The 17,082-nt window shown below is 35.3% G+C and carries 15 protein-coding genes; 12 read left to right on the forward strand and 3 right to left on the reverse strand.

Annotation, left to right across the window (positions count from 1 at the left end):
* Window positions 1-134 precede the first annotated feature (134 nt).
* The 4 genes from ABXQ82_RS13635 to ABXQ82_RS13650 are packed head-to-tail and all read left to right on the forward strand — an operon-like array spanning window position 135 to window position 4,187.
* On the forward strand, window positions 135-617 hold the full coding sequence (locus ABXQ82_RS13635; protein WP_367060678.1) for a DUF6265 family protein: 483 nt from the start codon (window positions 135-137) through the stop codon (window positions 615-617).
* 1 nt (window position 618) lies between these two features.
* Complete coding sequence (locus ABXQ82_RS13640) at window positions 619-1,950, forward strand: M28 family peptidase (protein ID WP_367060680.1); 1,332 nt, start codon at window positions 619-621, stop codon at window positions 1,948-1,950.
* A gap of 21 nt (window positions 1,951-1,971) precedes the next feature.
* Complete coding sequence (locus tag ABXQ82_RS13645) at window positions 1,972-3,609, forward strand: M1 family metallopeptidase (protein WP_367060683.1); 1,638 nt, start codon at window positions 1,972-1,974, stop codon at window positions 3,607-3,609.
* A 2-nt stretch (window positions 3,610-3,611) separates the two neighbouring features.
* Complete coding sequence (locus ABXQ82_RS13650) at window positions 3,612-4,187, forward strand: YdeI/OmpD-associated family protein (RefSeq protein WP_367060686.1); 576 nt, start codon at window positions 3,612-3,614, stop codon at window positions 4,185-4,187.
* 108 nt (window positions 4,188-4,295) lie between these two features.
* Here the strand turns inward: ABXQ82_RS13650 and ABXQ82_RS13655 are convergent, their stop codons facing one another.
* From ABXQ82_RS13655 to ABXQ82_RS13665, 3 genes are all read right to left on the reverse strand, one after another.
* Complete coding sequence (locus tag ABXQ82_RS13655) at window positions 4,296-5,807, reverse strand: magnesium chelatase (protein WP_367060689.1); 1,512 nt, start codon at window positions 5,805-5,807, stop codon at window positions 4,296-4,298.
* Between the two features lie 70 nt (window positions 5,808-5,877).
* Window positions 5,878-7,005, reverse strand: coding sequence for a VWA domain-containing protein (locus ABXQ82_RS13660; RefSeq protein WP_367060692.1), 1,128 nt, complete (start codon window positions 7,003-7,005; stop codon window positions 5,878-5,880).
* 88 nt (window positions 7,006-7,093) lie between these two features.
* On the reverse strand, window positions 7,094-7,771 hold the full coding sequence (locus ABXQ82_RS13665; protein ID WP_367060695.1) for a Crp/Fnr family transcriptional regulator: 678 nt from the start codon (window positions 7,769-7,771) through the stop codon (window positions 7,094-7,096).
* Window positions 7,772-7,878: 107 nt separating this feature from the next.
* Here ABXQ82_RS13665 and ABXQ82_RS13670 point away from each other — a divergent pair, with 107 nt between their 5' ends.
* The 8 genes from ABXQ82_RS13670 to ABXQ82_RS13705 all read left to right on the forward strand — a co-directional run bounded on the left by ABXQ82_RS13670 (window position 7,879) and on the right by ABXQ82_RS13705 (window position 16,936).
* A complete protein-coding gene (locus ABXQ82_RS13670) occupies window positions 7,879-10,254 on the forward strand; it encodes a heavy metal translocating P-type ATPase metal-binding domain-containing protein (protein ID WP_367060698.1) in 2,376 nt (791 codons plus the stop codon).
* Window positions 10,255-10,479: 225 nt separating this feature from the next.
* Window positions 10,480-10,665: a cbb3-type cytochrome oxidase assembly protein CcoS gene (gene ccoS / locus ABXQ82_RS13675; protein WP_367060701.1), complete on the forward strand. Its 186-nt coding sequence runs from the start codon at window positions 10,480-10,482 to the stop codon at window positions 10,663-10,665.
* Between the two features lie 10 nt (window positions 10,666-10,675).
* Window positions 10,676-12,871 carry a cytochrome-c oxidase, cbb3-type subunit I gene (gene ccoN / locus ABXQ82_RS13680; protein ID WP_367060704.1) on the forward strand — a complete coding sequence of 732 codons (2,196 nt, stop codon included), beginning with the start codon at window positions 10,676-10,678 and terminating at the stop codon, window positions 12,869-12,871.
* 21 nt (window positions 12,872-12,892) lie between these two features.
* Complete coding sequence (locus ABXQ82_RS13685; protein WP_367060707.1) at window positions 12,893-13,078, forward strand: CcoQ/FixQ family Cbb3-type cytochrome c oxidase assembly chaperone; 186 nt, start codon at window positions 12,893-12,895, stop codon at window positions 13,076-13,078.
* Window positions 13,075-13,980: a cbb3-type cytochrome c oxidase N-terminal domain-containing protein gene (locus tag ABXQ82_RS13690; protein ID WP_367060710.1), complete on the forward strand. Its 906-nt coding sequence runs from the start codon at window positions 13,075-13,077 to the stop codon at window positions 13,978-13,980. The genes ABXQ82_RS13685 and ABXQ82_RS13690 overlap by 4 nt, the downstream gene beginning before the upstream one ends.
* Before the next feature lie 66 nt (window positions 13,981-14,046).
* On the forward strand, window positions 14,047-15,471 hold the full coding sequence (ccoG, locus tag ABXQ82_RS13695; protein ID WP_367060713.1) for a cytochrome c oxidase accessory protein CcoG: 1,425 nt from the start codon (window positions 14,047-14,049) through the stop codon (window positions 15,469-15,471).
* Between the two features lie 315 nt (window positions 15,472-15,786).
* Window positions 15,787-16,233, forward strand: coding sequence for a FixH family protein (locus ABXQ82_RS13700; RefSeq protein ID WP_367060716.1), 447 nt, complete (start codon window positions 15,787-15,789; stop codon window positions 16,231-16,233).
* Window position 16,234: 1 nt separating this feature from the next.
* A complete protein-coding gene (locus tag ABXQ82_RS13705) occupies window positions 16,235-16,936 on the forward strand; it encodes a sulfite exporter TauE/SafE family protein (RefSeq protein WP_367060719.1) in 702 nt (233 codons plus the stop codon).
* Window positions 16,937-17,082 lie beyond the last annotated feature (146 nt).

Consider the following 17,082-nt stretch of genomic DNA (forward strand, 5'->3'; position numbering starts at 1 on the left):
AGACGTTTTTTTATTTTATATCTTGTATAAGTTTATAAAACAGTATCATAAATTCAAAAAAAAAATGAAGATTTAGTCCCAATTTTAAACACAGCAAACGTCTTAATACTATATAACAATTTAAATTTAAGATCATGAAAAAGTTCAATGCAGTTGCACTACTAATTATTGCACTATTTTTTAGTTTTACATCTAAGGCACAGTCTGAAACAACTCTGGAACCAAAATTAGAAAATATTGCTTGGATATCGGGCAACTGGAAAGGTGAAGCCTTTGGAGGCATTACCGAAGAAAATTGGAGTGAGCCTTCGGGAGGCTCAATGATGGCGACTTTCAAATTAATAAACAATGATGAAGTTTCCTTTTATGAAATAGAGATTATTAGAGAAGTTGAAAATACGCTAATACTGCAACTAAAACACTTTAATAACGACTTAAAAGGTTGGGAAACCAAAGATGAAACCGTTGACTTTCCGTTGAAAAAAATTACCGCTAACAAAGTAGAATTTGAAGGGATCGCTTTTGAGAAAATTAGTAGCAACAAAATGAATGTTTATGTTGACATCAAACAGAAAGATGGCTCCATCAAAACCGTTACATTTAATTACACAAAATAATATGAGATTTCTATTGGTTTCTATTCTGATTATATTTTCCAACACTTTAGTTGCCCAGAACCATTTGAAGATTTATGACATTATAGACGCAGTTTCCGCGGAGCACATAAAAAACGATGTTCAAACCTTAGTGAATTTCGGAACTCGAAACACATTTAGCGATACAATATCTAATACAAGAGGTATTGGTGCTGCAAGACGGTGGATTAAAAAAGAATTTGAAACTATCTCTAAAGATTGTGATAATTGTATCAACGTCTTTTATCAAAAGGATTTCGTGACCAAAGAAGGTAATAGTCGCGTGCCACATGATGCGTGGGTTGTAAATGTAGTCGCCATTCAAAAAGGGACAACATATCCAAATCGGTATATCATTATGAGCGGTGATATAGATTCTAGAGCCAGCGACACCATGGATTTCACAACCGATGCTCCTGGGGCAAACGACAATGCTTCTGGTATGGCAGGTACTATTGAAGCAGCCCGAGTACTTTCAAAATATAAATTCGAAAGTAGTATTGTTTATGTGGGCTTATCAGGAGAAGAACAAGGCTTATTTGGTGGTGCTGGATTGGCAAATTATGCAAAAGATAATAATTGGGAGATTATTGGTGTTTTAAACAACGATATGATTGGAAACATCAAAGGTGTTGATGGTGTCATTGACAACCGCACATTTAGAATTTTTTCAGAACCCGTGCCTCCAACAGAAACTGAACGTCAAAGAAAGTTACGTCGCTTTTATGGTGGTGAGGTTGATGGTATTTCACGTCAGTTAGCACGCTACGTTCATAAAACCACAAAAACATACATGCCAGAAATGAATCCTATGCTAGTTTACAGATTGGATAGATTTGGTCGTGGTGGACACCATCGCCCATTTAATGATTTAGGATTTCCAGGGATTCGAATTATGGAAGCCCATGAAAATTATACACAGCAACATCAAGATATCCGGGTTGAAAATGGCATTAAATATGGTGATGTAATTGAACATGTTAATTTTGAATATGCAGAAAAATTAACCGCGGTTAATGCTATTAATTTAGCAAGTTTGGCTTGGGCGCCTCCTCCACCTTCAAATGTTGCTATTGGTGGCGTTGTAGAACCTTCGGTAAAATTTAAATGGGATAAAGTTGCTGGTGCAAAAGGTTATAAAATTTATTGGCGAGATACCACTTCTCCTACTTGGGATAACAGTCGCTATGTAGGCGATATTTCAGAATTTATGCTGGATGGTATTGTTATTGATAATTATTTTTTCGGAATTGCTTCAGTTGGTCCAAATGGTTTTGAAAGCGTAGTTGTATTTCCTAATCAGGTCATGCGATAAAAAATTAATAAAATGAAAACTATGAAATCAGTTCTACATATTTTACTACTCTTTGTTTCATTTCAGTCATTCTCTCAAGGCCTTCTGAATGAAAAATTGAATTTCACAAGACAGGATACATTAAGAGGAAGCATTACTCCAGAGCGGGAATGGTGGGATTTGACCTATTACCATTTAGACATTAAAGTGAATCCAAATGAAAAATTCATTTCTGGTAAAAACACGATTCAATATAGAGTTTTAAAAAGAGATTCAATCATGCAGATTGATTTGCAGCCCCCATTAAAACTCACAAAAGCCATTCAAAATGAAAAAGAACTGAACATTAAACATGATGGTAATGCACATTTTATTTCATTAATCGATAATCAGAATATTAATGAATTAAATAGTATAGATATTTACTACGAGGGACACCCTAAAGAAGCTGTCAATGCACCTTGGGACGGTGGGATTTCTTGGGAAAAAGACAAAAACGGGAATCACTTTATTGCATCATCTTGTCAAGGATTGGGAGCTAGCGTTTGGTGGCCTTGTAAAGACCATATGTATGATGAAGTAGATAGCATGCAAATTAGCGTAAATGTTCCCGATAAATTAATGAATGTTTCTAATGGCAGATTGAGAAAGGTTGAACGTTTTGGGGACACAAAAACTTACCGATGGTTTGTAAAAAACCCGATAAACAATTACGGAGTTAATATCAATATTGGTGATTACGTGAATTTCTCTGAAGTATATGATGGACAAGGTGGAAATTTAGACATGAATTATTATGTGTTAAGTTACAATCTTCAAAAAGCTAAAGAGCAATTTAAACAAGCTCCAAAAATGATGGAAGCTTTCGAGCATTGGTTTGGGCAATACCCTTTTTATGTTGATGGTTACAAATTAGTTGAAGTGCCATATTTAGGTATGGAGCACCAAAGTTCTGTAACCTACGGCAATCAGTATAAATACGGTTATTTGGGTAAAGATTGGTCAGGTACAGGATGGGGGCTCAAATTTGATTACATCATCATCCATGAATCTGGACACGAATGGTTTGCCAATAACATTACCAATAAAGACATTGCTGACATGTGGATCCATGAAAGTTTTACTAGTTATTCTGAAAGCCTGTATTTGGAGTATCATTTTGGGAAAGAAGCCGCTGCGGAATACGTTATCGGAACACGGAAAAGCATTGACAACGACAGACCCATCATCGGGTATTACAATGTGAACCAAGAGGGTTCCGGAGACATGTATTTTAAGGGCGCTAATATGTTGCACATGTTAAGACAATTAATTGAAGACGATGAGAAATGGCGACAAATTTTGCGCAAAATGAATGTAGAGTTCTATCATCAAACAGTAACAACCCAGCAAATTGAAAATTATTTATCAAAAGAAACCGGTATTGATTTAACCGAATTTTTTAATCAATATTTAAGAACCACTAAAATTCCAACTTTAGAATATTCTATTGATAAAAAGCATTTAAAATATAGATGGACTAATATTATTGAGAATTTTGATATGCCAATTCAAGTAAAAATCAATGATAGGGAAGAATGGCTATTTCCCAAAGCTGAATGGCATACATTAAAATCAGATTCAAAAATAAAAACTTTTGAAGTTGACCCTGATTTTTACGTACTTTCAAAACAACTATAAGTATGGAAGATTTGCCTGAATTGTATTTTGAACGCGATACGGATTGGTATGATTGGTTACTTACTAACCACGACAAACACCAAGCCGTTTACCTTATATTCTACAAACTAGAACTTGGTGTGCCAACAATGCGCTGGGAAGAGGCGGTAAAAGTAGCGTTATGTTTTGGCTGGATTGACTCAACAGTAAAAAGTTTAGGAAATGGAAAACGAAAACAATACTTCTGTCCTAGAAACCCGAAAAGTACTTGGAGTGCCCTCAATAAAAAATACATTAAAGCCCTTGAAAAAGAAAACTTAATTCAAGAAGCTGGTTACAAATCCATAAAACTTGCTAAAAAGACAGGAAAGTGGACTGAAATGGATGCTGTTGAAAATGGAATAATTCCAGAAGATTTACAATTTGAATTTGATAAAAATGAGCGGGCTTTTGAGAATTTCCAAAACTTTTCCAAAGGCTACCGAAAAGCATATTTATCATGGTTGCATAGTGCTAAACGTGAAGCAACAAGAAAAAAGCGCATCACTCAAATTATTGAATTATGCGCTAATAATATTAAAAGTAGAGATAATTGGTAAATAATTAGATTTTCGATAAAAATCAAAACTCTATTCTTTAGATTCCCGCTTTCGCGAGAATGACAATTTCTTAAGAAACTAGGACGTACCGTCCTAGAATTTTTTGGACTAAATACCATTTATAAAACTCCCATAAGGATCTTTAAACTGAATGCTTTTGGTAAACCTATGTTTGTTTAATTGCTTAAACTCCGCCAAAGCCCATAACACAAATTCTTTCACAAAATAACTGTCTTCTTTTTTAAGATTAGGCTGATATTGTCCCAATAAATCATCTAAAGGCGTAATTACATCTAGCATATTTTGGTATTCTTTATCCCTTAAATCATCTAATAATTCAAAACCATCTTTCTGGTTAAAAAACCACGATATAATAGCATCATAAGGTGTTTCTTCATCTTGTTTTTTTAATTTTTCAATCTTTGGAAAAAATTCTTCAAACAAAATTTTAACGGCTTCTCCTATTAAATTGTAAGCCACAACAGCAGCGCCCTCCTGCTCGCCTTCGTAAACCAATTCAACCTTACCTGTGATAGATGGAATAATACCAACAAAATCTGATAACCTTAAAGTGGTTATAGCGTCACCATTTATTAATGCGCGTCGTTCTGCTGTACTTAATAAATTTTCAAAAGCTGTAATACTTAATCTTGCGCTTACCCCACTTTTAGCATCAACATATTCACTTTCTCTCGCCTCAAAAACAATTTGCTCCAACAAATCTTTTGCCAAATCCGGAACTAAAACCATGTCTTTTTGACTCTCAACCACATTAGATTCTTGCTCAGTAATTAACCGAGCGGTTTCAATATCCTCTGGATAATGTGTCAATATTTGAGAACCAATTCTATCTTTTAAAGGGGTAACAATACTACCTCTGTTCGTATAATCTTCAGGGTTTGCAGTAAATAAAAATTGAATACCTAAAGGTAATCTCAGCTTAAACCCTCTAATTTGAATATCTCCTTCCTGCAAAATATTGAATAGCGCGACTTGAATTCTTGCTTGTAAATCTGGTAATTCATTAATCACGAAAATGCATCGGTTCGCTCTTGGAATCATCCCGTAATGAATCACGCGGTCATCGGCATAACTCAATTTTAAATTTGCTGCTTTTATGGGATCTACATCTCCAATAATATCAGCAACCGTAACATCTGGAGTGGCTAGCTTTTCAGCAAAACGCTCACTTCTGTGTAACCATGAAATTGGTGTATTATCTCCCTTTTCTTTTAATAATTCTTTGGCATATCTAGAAATTGGTTGAAATGGGTCATCATTAATTTCAGAACCTTCAACAAAAGGAATATACTCATCTAAAAGATTCAACATTAAACGGGCTAAACGTGTTTTTGCCTGCCCACGCAATCCTAATAAATTAATATTATGACGAGATAAAATAGCACGTTCCAACTCTGGAATTACGGTGTTTTCATAGCCGTGAACCCCTTCAAAAGTCGTCTCTTTATTTTTTATTTTTTGAATAAGATTATCCCTCAATTCATCCTTAATGGATTTGGATTGATACCCTGCTTGTTTTAGTGCGCCTAGTGTTATAGGCCTCTCCCTAACCCTATCCGAAGGAGGGGGAACTGTTACGTTCTTACTCTTCTGTGTCATTTTCATATATGCTTATTTTTTTCTCATTTGATTATTCCTCCTCTTTGGGGAGGTTAGGCGGGGCTTGCCTCTATCCCCTTATCCTCTTCTTCCTATTCGTTTCATAATCCTCAAAAATCATTTCTCCCAAACCTTTCAATCCTGTGTAAAACGCTTTTCCTTGATTGGCATAGGTAAACTCCCTAACAAACTGCATCAAATAAGGATCTTGGGCTATCATAAAAGTAGTTATAGGAATATGTAATTTCCGTGCTTGTTGTGCCATCATATAGCACTTATTAACGATATGCCTGTCTAAACCGTTACTGTTCTTATAATATTGTCCATCTGGTAAACGCAAGCAACTTGGTTTCCCATCGGTTATCATAAAAATTTGTTTGTTGGTATTTCGCTTTCTTCGGAGTAAATCCATTGCCAATTGCAATCCTGCAACCGTATTGGTATGGTATGGTCCAACTTTTAAATAGGGTAAATCTTTAATTTCAATTTGCCACGCATCATTACCAAATACTAAAATATCTAGCGTGTCCTTTGGATAACGTGTTGTAATTAATTCTGCAAGTGCCATCGCCACTTTTTTAGCTGGTGTGATTCTATCTTCGCCATACAAAATCATACTATGGCTAATATCTATCATCAAAACGGTACTCATTTGTGATTTATGTAAAGTTTCTTCAACCACCAAATCGTCTTCTGAAAGTGTAAAATCATTAATACCATGATTGATTTGAGCGTTCTTCAGGCTTTCAGTCATCGAGACTTTATCTAGAGCATCACCAAATTGATAGTTTCTAAAATCGCCAGTATGCTCATCTCCTATCCCTGGACTTTTACTTCTATGATTCCCCTGTCCGCTTCGTTTAATTTTTCCAAAAATGTGATCTAAAGCTTGCTGACGAATGGCACGTTCTGTTTTAGCAGTTATTGTAAGTGAACCATTTCCATCAGGGTCAATTTCTTCACGCAGATAACCTTTCTTTTTTAGGTCTTCAATAAAATCGTCAATTGTATATTCAGCAGTAGTGAGTTTGTATTCCTTATCCAATTCACGCAACCAATCGATTGCTTCATCAAAATCGCCCGAAGTGTGTGTAATCAGTTCCTTAAAAACTTCAAATAGCTTATCAAAAGGCGATTGAAAAGGTGCTTCGTAAGTTTTAAAAATGAAGCCTTTTTTAAAAGTTTTGTCGTTTTTCATAGCTGTATAAAAATACTATATTTATGAAGAAAAACTAAACCCTTGTGATTAGATTTATCTATACTTTAACAAGAATTTTGAATACTATTTATTCAACACGTCTCAAACCATTTAAATCTTCAATTTTAATAAACTTACCTAAAGTAGAAATTAAGCTTTCCTTTCTAAATTGAGATAATACGCGAATTGCAGATTCTGTAGCTGTACCCACAATATTAGCGTAGTCTTCGCGAGATAATACAACACTTAAAGTCCCATCAGGGTTTACACCAAAATTTTCATTAACATAAATCAGGGCTTCGGCTAAACGTTGCCGCACAGATTTTTGTGCCATATTTACAATAATATCGTCTGCATCTTTTAAATCATGAGCCATTTCCTTTAACATATCAAAAGAAAATTTTGGGTTTTTTTGAAGATCAGCAATAATTTCGCTTCGCGGAATAAAACAAACTTCCATGTCATTTAAGGCAGTTGCTTGTAAATTTGAGTTTTCATTTGAAACCAAAGAACGTTGCCCTAACATTTGCCCTTTCACAACCATCTTTACAATTTGGTCTTTCCCATTTTCACTCAATTTTGACAATTTACAAATACCATCTTTCACACAATACAAACCATTGATGGCCTCTCCTTCCTGAAAAATAACCTCACCCTTTTTAATGAATTTAGAAGTCTTACAAGTAGAAATTCGCATTAACTCATCCTTAGTCAAAGACTTAAGCGCATTAAATTGTTTGATGATGCATTGTTCACATTTCCCCATACCCTATAGTTTGTTGGTTCTGTAAAAATAAAGAAAACATGACATATATCATATATTAACTCGCACTAATTTTTCACCTTTGCAAAAGGTATAAATGAGCAAATTTTATGGGGCATACATCATGTTTCCATTGTGGACTAGATTCTACATCTTCTGAAATTGTCTATGATGACAAATCGTTTTGTTGTAACGGTTGCAAAACCGTGTACGAGATATTCTCTACAAACGATTTAACATGTTATTATGATTTACAAAATGCTCCCGGAGCTACTCCAAAAGAAATTGAAGGCAAGTATAATTTTTTAGATAACACTAAAATTGTTGAAAACCTTCTGGAATTTAACGATGATAAAACTCAGATTGTAACATTATATATTCCACACATTCATTGCAGTTCTTGTATTTGGATTCTTGAAAACCTCAATAAATTACATAATTCAATAAGCTCATCAATCGTTAATTTCGGAAAGAAAACGGTTAGGGTGACTTATAATACTGATGATTTTTCAATAAAAGCATTAGTAAAACTTTTAAGTAGTATTGGTTACGAACCTTTTATTAGTTTGGATGATTATAGTGTTGGTAAAAAGAATGTTGATAGGTCGCTTATTTACAAATTAGGTATTGCTGGTTTTGCCTTTGGGAATATTATGTTTTTATCGTTTCCTGAATATTTTCAAGTTTCTGGATTTTGGATTGAAACTTATGCGCCTGTTTTTAGATGGTTGATGTTTGCGTTTTCATTGCCTGTTGTTTTTTACTCTGCTCAAGATTATTTTATTTCGGCCTATAAAGGACTACGCTCTAAAATTTTAAATATTGATGTGCCCATAGCCTTGGGTGCTGCGGTGTTGTTTTTAAGGAGTACTGCAGAAATTGTTTTAGATATTGGCACAGGTTTTTTTGACAGTCTCTCTGGGCTTATTTTCTTCTTGCTGCTTGGGAAATTTTTCCAACAAAAAACCTATACGTTTTTATCATTTGAACGGGATTATAAATCCTATTTCCCTATCGGAATTACTAAGATTTCTTCTGATAATTCTGAAGCTTCCATTCAGGTTTATGATATTGAAAAAGGCGACAGACTTTTAATTAGAAACGAAGAATTGATTCCGGTGGATTGTATTCTGATAAAAGGACAAGCCCGCATCGATTATAGTTTTGTTACTGGGGAATCTGAAGCGGTTTCAAAACAATCTAGCGATAAATTATTTGCTGGCGGAAAACAATTGGATGGCAGTATTGAAGTTGATGTTTTAAAAACGGTTGAACAGAGTTATTTAACCCAGCTTTGGAGTAACGATGTGTTTAGTAAAAACAAAGAAGATGGTTTTACGACATTAACAAATGCCATTAGTAAACGGTTTACCATTGCTGTTTTGAGTATTGCTGTTATTGCTACAACTTACTGGATGTTTGTTGATGCTTCAAAAGCTTTAAATGTATTTACATCGGTACTTATTATTGCTTGCCCGTGCGCTATTGCATTGGCTGCTCCGTTTACATTTGGGAACATATTACGTATTTTTGGAAAACTAAAATTCTATGCTAAAAATGCTACAGTTATTGAGCAATTAGCTACTATTGATACGATAATTTTTGATAAAACAGGAACGATTACAGCCAATAAAGAAACGTCTATTGCATATGATGGTTTGGAACTTTCGGGTGATGAGGAATCGCTCTTAAAAAGCACCTTACGAAACTCAAATCATCCTTTGAGCAGGTCGTTATATGCGCTTTTGAATGACCATAATATTGTCACTTTAAATGATTATGAAGAACATATCGGTAAAGGGATTTCTGGGAAACATAATCAAGATTCTATAAAGGTTGGTTCTGCGCCTTTTGTAGGCTATACCTCTGAAATAGCTACTTTGAATACGGCAGTTCATGTAAGTACGAACAATACTTACAAAGGAAAGTTTACGTTTTATAACCAATATAGAAAAGGACTTTCAAAATTATTTAACAAACTTAAAAAGCATTATGATTTGGTGATTCTTTCTGGTGATAATGAGGGTGAAAAAGAGAATTTGACCAAATTGCTTCCTTCGAAAACCAAGTTGTTTTTTAATCAGAAACCTGAAGATAAGCTGGAATATATTAAGCACCATCAAAATTCTGGCGCAAAAGTGTTGATGATTGGTGATGGTTTAAACGACGCTGGTGCATTGGCACAGAGCAATGTTGGTATTGCTATTTCTGAGAATGTGAATGTGTTTTCCCCGGCCTGTGATGCTATTTTAGATGCTTCAAAATTCAATCAGTTATATCATTTTATAAAAGCTTCAAAATCGGCTATAACGATTATTAAATGGAGTTTTGCACTTTCATTTATTTATAATATCATTGGGCTATATTTTGCGGTTACTGGTCAATTAGCTCCTGTAATTGCTGCTATTTTAATGCCTTTGAGTTCTATTAGTATTGTGGTGTTTACGACGGTTTGTACGAATGTTTTGGGGAAGAAATTGAAGTAGGTTGTTACGCAGAGTTTCGCGGAGGTTTCGCAGAGATTCACAGAGAAAAAAATTGAGAACCGAATTTGGCGGATAGATGCGTTAGGGATTGTAGTGGAAAGCCCGACCCCTTTTTGGGGTAACGCCCAAAGAAAAATTAGAATGATTACAAATAAGAAAACATGATAAATGTCATGTTTTTCAGAACAGCATAAAAGTACTTTTGAACCATAACTTCTAATAGGTATGAGCGTTATATATATTTTACTTGCTATCAGCATAACGGTAGCTATTGGCTTTTTTGTAGCCTTTATTCTTGCTGTAAAAAGCGGACAATTTGACGATAGTTATACACCATCGGTACGCATGCTTTTTGAAGACGAATTGATAAAAGATAAACCAAAGAAAACGATACTAACCAAAAAAGATTAATATTTCAATTATGGAGATGCAACAGTTTCATTACGATAATAAAATCGTAACTAAATTCATTTATGCTACAATAGTTTTTGGCGTTGTAGGGATGGCGGTAGGTTTGCTACTTGCTTTTATGTTTCTATTCCCAAATCTTACCGATGGGATTTCGTGGCTTAGTTTTGGTCGTTTAAGACCTTTACATACCAATGCCGTGATTTTTGCCTTTGTGGGGAACGCCATGTTTGCCGGGATTTACTATTCGCTTCAGCGTTTATTAAAAGCCCGTATGGCAAGCGACCTATTAAGTAATATTAACTTTTGGGGTTGGCAACTTATTATTGTTGCTGCTGCAATTTCGCTGCCTTTAGGGTATTCTACTTCTAAGGAATATGCCGAATTGGAATGGCCTATTGATATTGCTATTGCACTAATTTGGGTGGTTTTTGGTGTTAATATGATTTGGACGATTTTAAAACGTCGCCAACGTCATCTTTATGTGGCTATTTGGTTTTATATTGCCACGTTTGTAACGGTTGCTGTACTTCATATTTTTAATAGTTTAGAATTGCCTGTAAGTGCAATGAAAAGTTATTCGGTTTATGCTGGTGTGCAAGATGCACTTGTACAATGGTGGTACGGACATAATGCGGTTGCCTTCTTTTTAACGACGCCGTTTTTAGGATTGATGTATTATTTTGTTCCTAAAGCAGCCAACAGACCTGTGTATTCTTATAGATTATCTATTGTGCACTTTTGGTCGTTAATCTTTATTTATATCTGGGCTGGACCACACCACTTATTATATACAGCTTTACCAGAATGGGCGCAGAACCTAGGTGTTGCATTCTCGGTTATGTTATTAATGCCATCTTGGGGTGGTATGATAAACGGTCTTTTAACACTCCGTGGTGCTTGGGATAAAGTACGAATCGACCCTGTTTTAAAATTCTTGGTTGTAGCCATTACCGGTTATGGTATGGCAACTTTTGAAGGTCCAACACTATCATTAAAAAGTGTCAATGCTGTAGCCCACTTTACCGATTGGATTATTGCTCACGTACACGTTGGCGCATTGGCATGGAATGGCTTTATGGCGTTTGGTATCATTTATTACTTAATACCTCGCTTATTTAAAACTAAAATGTACTCATTAGCCTTAGCAAATTTACATTTTTGGGTAGGCACTTTAGGTATTATTATCTATGCGCTACCAATGTATGTTGCTGGTTTTACGCAATATTCTATGTGGCAACAATTTAATCCAGATGGCACTTTAGTGTATGGTAACTTTTTAGAAACCGTTACTGAGATTATACCCATGTACTGGATGCGTGCTATTGGTGGTACACTTTATATTGTAGGTATGTTCATCTTGGTTTATAATGTTATAATGACTGTTAAACAAGGTAGTAAAGTTGAAGATGAATTAGCCGAAGCACCAGCTTTAGAACGCGTTACTAAAAAACGTACTTCTGGCGAAGGCTGGCACACTTGGTTAGAGAGAAGACCAATTCAATTAACCATTTTAGCAACAGTAGCTATTTTAATTGGAGGTATTATTCAAATTGTACCGACAATTATGGTAAAATCGAATATTCCAACCATATCTAGTGTGAAACCTTATACACCTTTAGAATTGGAAGGTAGGGATATTTACATCCGTGAAGGCTGTGTGGGCTGCCACTCACAAATGATTCGTCCGTTTAGACACGAAGTTGAACGTTATGGCGAATACTCAAAAGCTGGCGAGTTTGTTTACGACCACCCATTCCTTTGGGGAAGTAAACGTACAGGGCCAGATTTACACAGAATTGGCGCCAAGTATTCTGATAACTGGCACTTTAACCATATGTATGACCCACAAAGTACCTCATCCGGTTCTATCATGCCACGTTATCCTTGGCTAATTACAGGACCATCTAGTAAACTTGATAAATCCCAAACAGAGGCAAAAATGGAAGCTATGGTTACATTAGGTGTACCTTATACTGATGAAGACATTACCAATGCACAACAAAACATGTTAGACCAAGGTGCTCAAATTGAAGAAAACCTCCATAACGACCCAGATTTTGCTAAAACTTATGAAGCAGATAAGAAATATGCTTCTGATAATGGCGAAGAGTTTATAGAAATGAAAAACAGGGAGATTGTTGCCATGATAGCTTATTTGCAACGATTGGGAACTGATATTCATGTAAAACCTGAGCAACAACAATAACCATCAAAATTATTTAAAACCATGTTGAAATACATAAAAAACCATATGGAGAGCATTACGGGAATCGAGGTTTATCCGATGATTTCCCTACTTATCTTCTTTACTTTTTTTGTACTCCTATTTTGGTGGGTTATTACCGCTAAAAAAGACTATATAAAAACCGTAAGCAACCTGCCATTAGACAAACAAAACGACGATATATCATGAGAAATTTAGTTCCATCCTGGATTCGAGTTCCAGTAGTATTTTTTATTATTTTCGGAGCCGTAGAGTTCTTTATAGATTCTGGAGAGAAACCAGCATTTATAGAATATCCCGCAGTATTACTCTTTTTGCTTTTAGTGCTTTTAATTCTTATTGCTATTGAAGCGATTGTTGGAGCCTTAGAAAATGTCATGCTTCAAAAATTAGATGAAGAAGCTAAAGCTAAATTTTTAGCTAAAAAAGAATCCGCTTATAAATTCACTTGGTTAAAAGAAACCTACACAAAACTTTTAGGTTCAAAACCGATTGAAGAAGAAGGCGAAATTATTTTAGACCATAACTACGATGGTATTAAAGAATTAGACAACAACTTACCGCCATGGTGGGTGTATGCCTTTTATATTTCAATTGTTTTTGCATTTGTTTACCTAGCCAAATACCATGTCTTTAATGGCGATACTCAAATAGATGAATTTGAAACTGAATTAGCAGAAGCTAAAATAGCTATAGAGGAATACAAAAAAACAGCAAAGAATTTAGTTGATGCCAATACGGTAACTCAACTTACCGAAGCAGGAGATTTAGCCGCTGGAAAAGCAATATTCCAAACAAACTGTGTGGCATGCCATATGGCAGATGGCGGCGGTGGTATTGGACCGAATTTAACCGATAAACATTGGATTTTAGGTGGCGATATTAAAAGCATATTTACAACCATATCAGAAGGTGGGCGTTCAGGAAAAGGAATGATTGCTTGGAAAACACAGCTTAAACCTTTAGAAATGGCACAGGTAGCCAGTTATGTTTTAACATTTCAAGGAACTACGCCAGCAAACCCAAAAGCCGCAGAAGGTGATGTTTGGGTAGATGAAAATGCTGAAACTCCTACTGAAGCTGTTGAGTAAATGGTAACAGATTCAACATAAACTAAACTAAGTTGAAAAACCTGACAGGTCTAAAAAGCAAAAACCGTGGAAACCCCAGAAAACGAAACATTCAGAGATTCTATTGGTACGGTAACCAAAGAGGGGAAACGTGCTTGGGTATTTCCTAAAAAACCTAGCGGTAAGTTTTACAAATACCGAAAACTGGTTAGTTATGGTTTATTGGCGTTTTTATTACTATCGCCATTTATAAAAATTAACGGCAATCAATTTTTGATGTTCAATATATTAGAACGTCGATTTAATATATTTGGTTTTCCATTTTGGCCACAAGATTTTCATCTGTTTGTTATTTCAATGTTAATTGGTGTCATATTTATTGCACTATTTACGGTGTCTTTTGGTCGGATTTTTTGCGGATGGATTTGCCCACAAACCATTTTTATGGAAATGGTTTTCAGACGTATTGAATATTGGATTGAAGGTGATAGAGGAAAACAAATTCGGTTATCAAAACAACCATGGAATGCAGAAAAAATTAGAAAGAAAGGATTAAAACTGATTATATTTTTAATCATTTCGTTCATTATTGCTAATGTGTTTTTAGCTTATTTAATTGGAAGCGATAAACTTATACAATATATAATCGATGGGCCTTTTAGCCATTTAAGTACACTTATTTCGTTAATTATTTTTACAGCGGTATTCTATTTTGTATTTGCTTGGTTTAGAGAACAAGTCTGTATAATTGCCTGTCCTTACGGAAGGTTGCAAGGGGTTTTATTGGACAAAAAATCAATTGTGGTGGCTTACGACCATAAACGTGGCGAAGCTGAAAACGGCAGAAAGAAATTCAGAAAAAATGAAGACCGGGCAGCCTTAGGTTATGGTGATTGTATTGATTGTATGCAATGTGTACATGTTTGTCCGACAGGTATTGATATTAGAAACGGCACACAATTAGAATGTGTAAACTGTACGGCTTGTATTGATGAATGCGACCATATTATGGAAAGTATTAATCTTCCAAAAGGGTTGATTAGATATGCTAGTGAAGAAAACATAGAAACAAAAGCACCGTTTAAAATTACCAATAGAATGAAAGGCTATATAGCCGTTTTAACTATTTTGGTTGGATTGCTAACAGGGATGCTTTTTTTAAGAAACGATATAGAAGCCAATATTTTGAGGCTACCTGGTCAATTATATGAGCACAAAGACAACAATATTATCAGTAATGTGTTTACTTATAAATTGGTTAATAAAACATCTAAGGATATTGAGGATGTGAGTTTTAAACTGATGTCACATAAAGGCGAATTAAAATTGGTGGCTACGCACGACAGTTTTGTGGTACCAAGTCAGGACCTTGCTAAAGGCACTTTGTTTGTAGAGATAAATAATTCCGCTTTAACGGGCGATAGAAATAAAATAAAGATTGGTGTTTACTCGGGCGATAAATTAATTGAATCGACAACGGCAAATTTTTTAGGCCCTAGGAGTTATAAATAAGTTGGGAAGCACGAAGACAGAAGACAGAAGACAGAAGTTGGAAGTGACTTTGGCAGATGGGTGCATTAGGGATTGAAGCGGCATCCTTTTTTATGTCAGTTCGAGTGTTTTGTGAAGCATGAGCAAAATGTATCGAGAACAAATAAAAAAGATATAGCGGAAAGCCCGACCCGAGGTACGAAGGGAAATGCCATAAAAAAGTCAGCAGTATTTTGGTATGCAGTTGGCAGTCTCCTGCAAGGTTTTGAAAACCTTGTAGGTATAAATATAAATATTAACTAAAAACAGATTCCTGCCTTCGCAGGAATGACAGATATGAAATTTAATTGGGGAACCGGAATTATACTTGCATTTATAGGCTTTATAGCCTTTATCATGTACTTTATTGTAACAATGCTTGTGGACGATAGGTTTGAGCACGAATTGGTTACCGAGGATTATTACGGTGCCGAATTACAATATCAAAACGACATTAATAAGCTCGAAAAATCGAAAGAGTTAGTCGAAAACATTAGTTATTTAAGAACTAGCGAGGGCTTAAAAATTGTGTTTCCCGACAATATTGATTATAAAAAAATTACTGGAAAAGTGTTCCTATATAGACCATCTAACAAACAACTAGACTTTGAGACTTCAATCTTACTGTCTAATTCAAATTTGCTCATACCTGACAAACGTTTGGTAGATGGTCGCTGGAACATTACTGTAGATTGGCAATATAACGGAAATAATTATTTATTTAAAGAATCTATAACGTATTAGCATGCTTTTTTCGGCATTTATATTAGGGCTATTAGGGAGTTTTCATTGTGTAGGCATGTGCGGTCCCATAGCTTTTATGTTGCCCGTAAATCGTAATAATTCGGTTAAAAAAGTCTTGCAGATTGCCATTTATCATTTTGGCAGATTATTAGCTTACAGCATTATAGGACTAATTTTCGGACTCATCGGAAAGAGTCTTTACATTTTTGGATACCAGCAACAACTCTCCATAATTATTGGAATTTTAATGATTTTGGTGGTTTTGATTCCGCAGAAAACATTTAATAAATACAATTTTTCAAAACCTGTTTACAAGTTAATTTCTAAAGTAAAATCTGCTTTGGGTGCTGCTATGAAGAAAAAAACCATGGACACTTTTTTAACTATTGGTTTTTTAAACGGCTTCCTGCCTTGCGGATTGGTTTACATGGCTCTTTTTGCCGCAATTGCTAGCGGAAACGCCTTAAACGGCAGTTTATATATGGCTGTTTTTGGACTTGGAACTATTCCTTTAATGACGACCGCCATTTATTTTAGTCAGTTTTTAAAAGGTACTGCCAGACAGAAAATTCAAAAGGCCATTCCCGTTTTTGTTATTATTATTGGCACTTTATTTATTCTTCGCGGTTTGGGCCTCGGCATTCCTTACCTCTCGCCTGCTCCGGTTTTCGAGCTGGTTTCTGGTGGGGTGGATTGTCATTAAAATAATTTGGGGGTTCCCCTCGTACCTCGGGTCGGGCTTTCGGCAGTCGCTCTCTTCGAGGAGCTCCAACAAATGCCTCAATCCCTAACCCACATATCCGCCAAAAGAAGTCATAAACTCAATTTTAATGCTGGTTTGCAGTCTTA

The sequence above is a fragment of the Algibacter sp. 2305UL17-15 genome, from assembly GCF_040720935.1.
Classification (GTDB): Bacteria; Bacteroidota; Bacteroidia; order Flavobacteriales; family Flavobacteriaceae; genus Jejuia.

Excerpts from the sequence above, each read along its gene's own strand:
- ABXQ82_RS13635 (WP_367060678.1), top strand. The coding sequence starts at position 135 with ATGAAAAAGTTCAATGCAGTTGCACTACTAATTATTGCACTATTTTTT.
- ABXQ82_RS13645 (WP_367060683.1), top strand. The coding sequence starts at position 1,972 with ATGAAATCAGTTCTACATATTTTACTACTCTTTGTTTCATTTCAGTCA.
- ABXQ82_RS13655 (WP_367060689.1), bottom strand. The coding sequence starts at position 5,807 with ATGACACAGAAGAGTAAGAACGTAACAGTTCCCCCTCCTTCGGATAGG.
- ccoS (WP_367060701.1), top strand. The coding sequence starts at position 10,480 with ATGAGCGTTATATATATTTTACTTGCTATCAGCATAACGGTAGCTATT.
- ABXQ82_RS13665 (WP_367060695.1), bottom strand. The coding sequence starts at position 7,771 with ATGGGGAAATGTGAACAATGCATCATCAAACAATTTAATGCGCTTAAG.
- ABXQ82_RS13700 (WP_367060716.1), top strand. The coding sequence starts at position 15,787 with ATGAAATTTAATTGGGGAACCGGAATTATACTTGCATTTATAGGCTTT.
- ABXQ82_RS13690 (WP_367060710.1), top strand. The coding sequence starts at position 13,075 with ATGAGAAATTTAGTTCCATCCTGGATTCGAGTTCCAGTAGTATTTTTT.
- ABXQ82_RS13640 (WP_367060680.1), top strand. The coding sequence starts at position 619 with ATGAGATTTCTATTGGTTTCTATTCTGATTATATTTTCCAACACTTTA.
- ABXQ82_RS13650 (WP_367060686.1), top strand. The coding sequence starts at position 3,612 with ATGGAAGATTTGCCTGAATTGTATTTTGAACGCGATACGGATTGGTAT.
- ABXQ82_RS13670 (WP_367060698.1), top strand. The coding sequence starts at position 7,879 with ATGGGGCATACATCATGTTTCCATTGTGGACTAGATTCTACATCTTCT.
- ABXQ82_RS13705 (WP_367060719.1), top strand. The coding sequence starts at position 16,235 with ATGCTTTTTTCGGCATTTATATTAGGGCTATTAGGGAGTTTTCATTGT.
- ccoN (WP_367060704.1), top strand. The coding sequence starts at position 10,676 with ATGGAGATGCAACAGTTTCATTACGATAATAAAATCGTAACTAAATTC.
- ABXQ82_RS13660 (WP_367060692.1), bottom strand. The coding sequence starts at position 7,005 with ATGAAAAACGACAAAACTTTTAAAAAAGGCTTCATTTTTAAAACTTAC.
- ABXQ82_RS13685 (WP_367060707.1), top strand. The coding sequence starts at position 12,893 with ATGTTGAAATACATAAAAAACCATATGGAGAGCATTACGGGAATCGAG.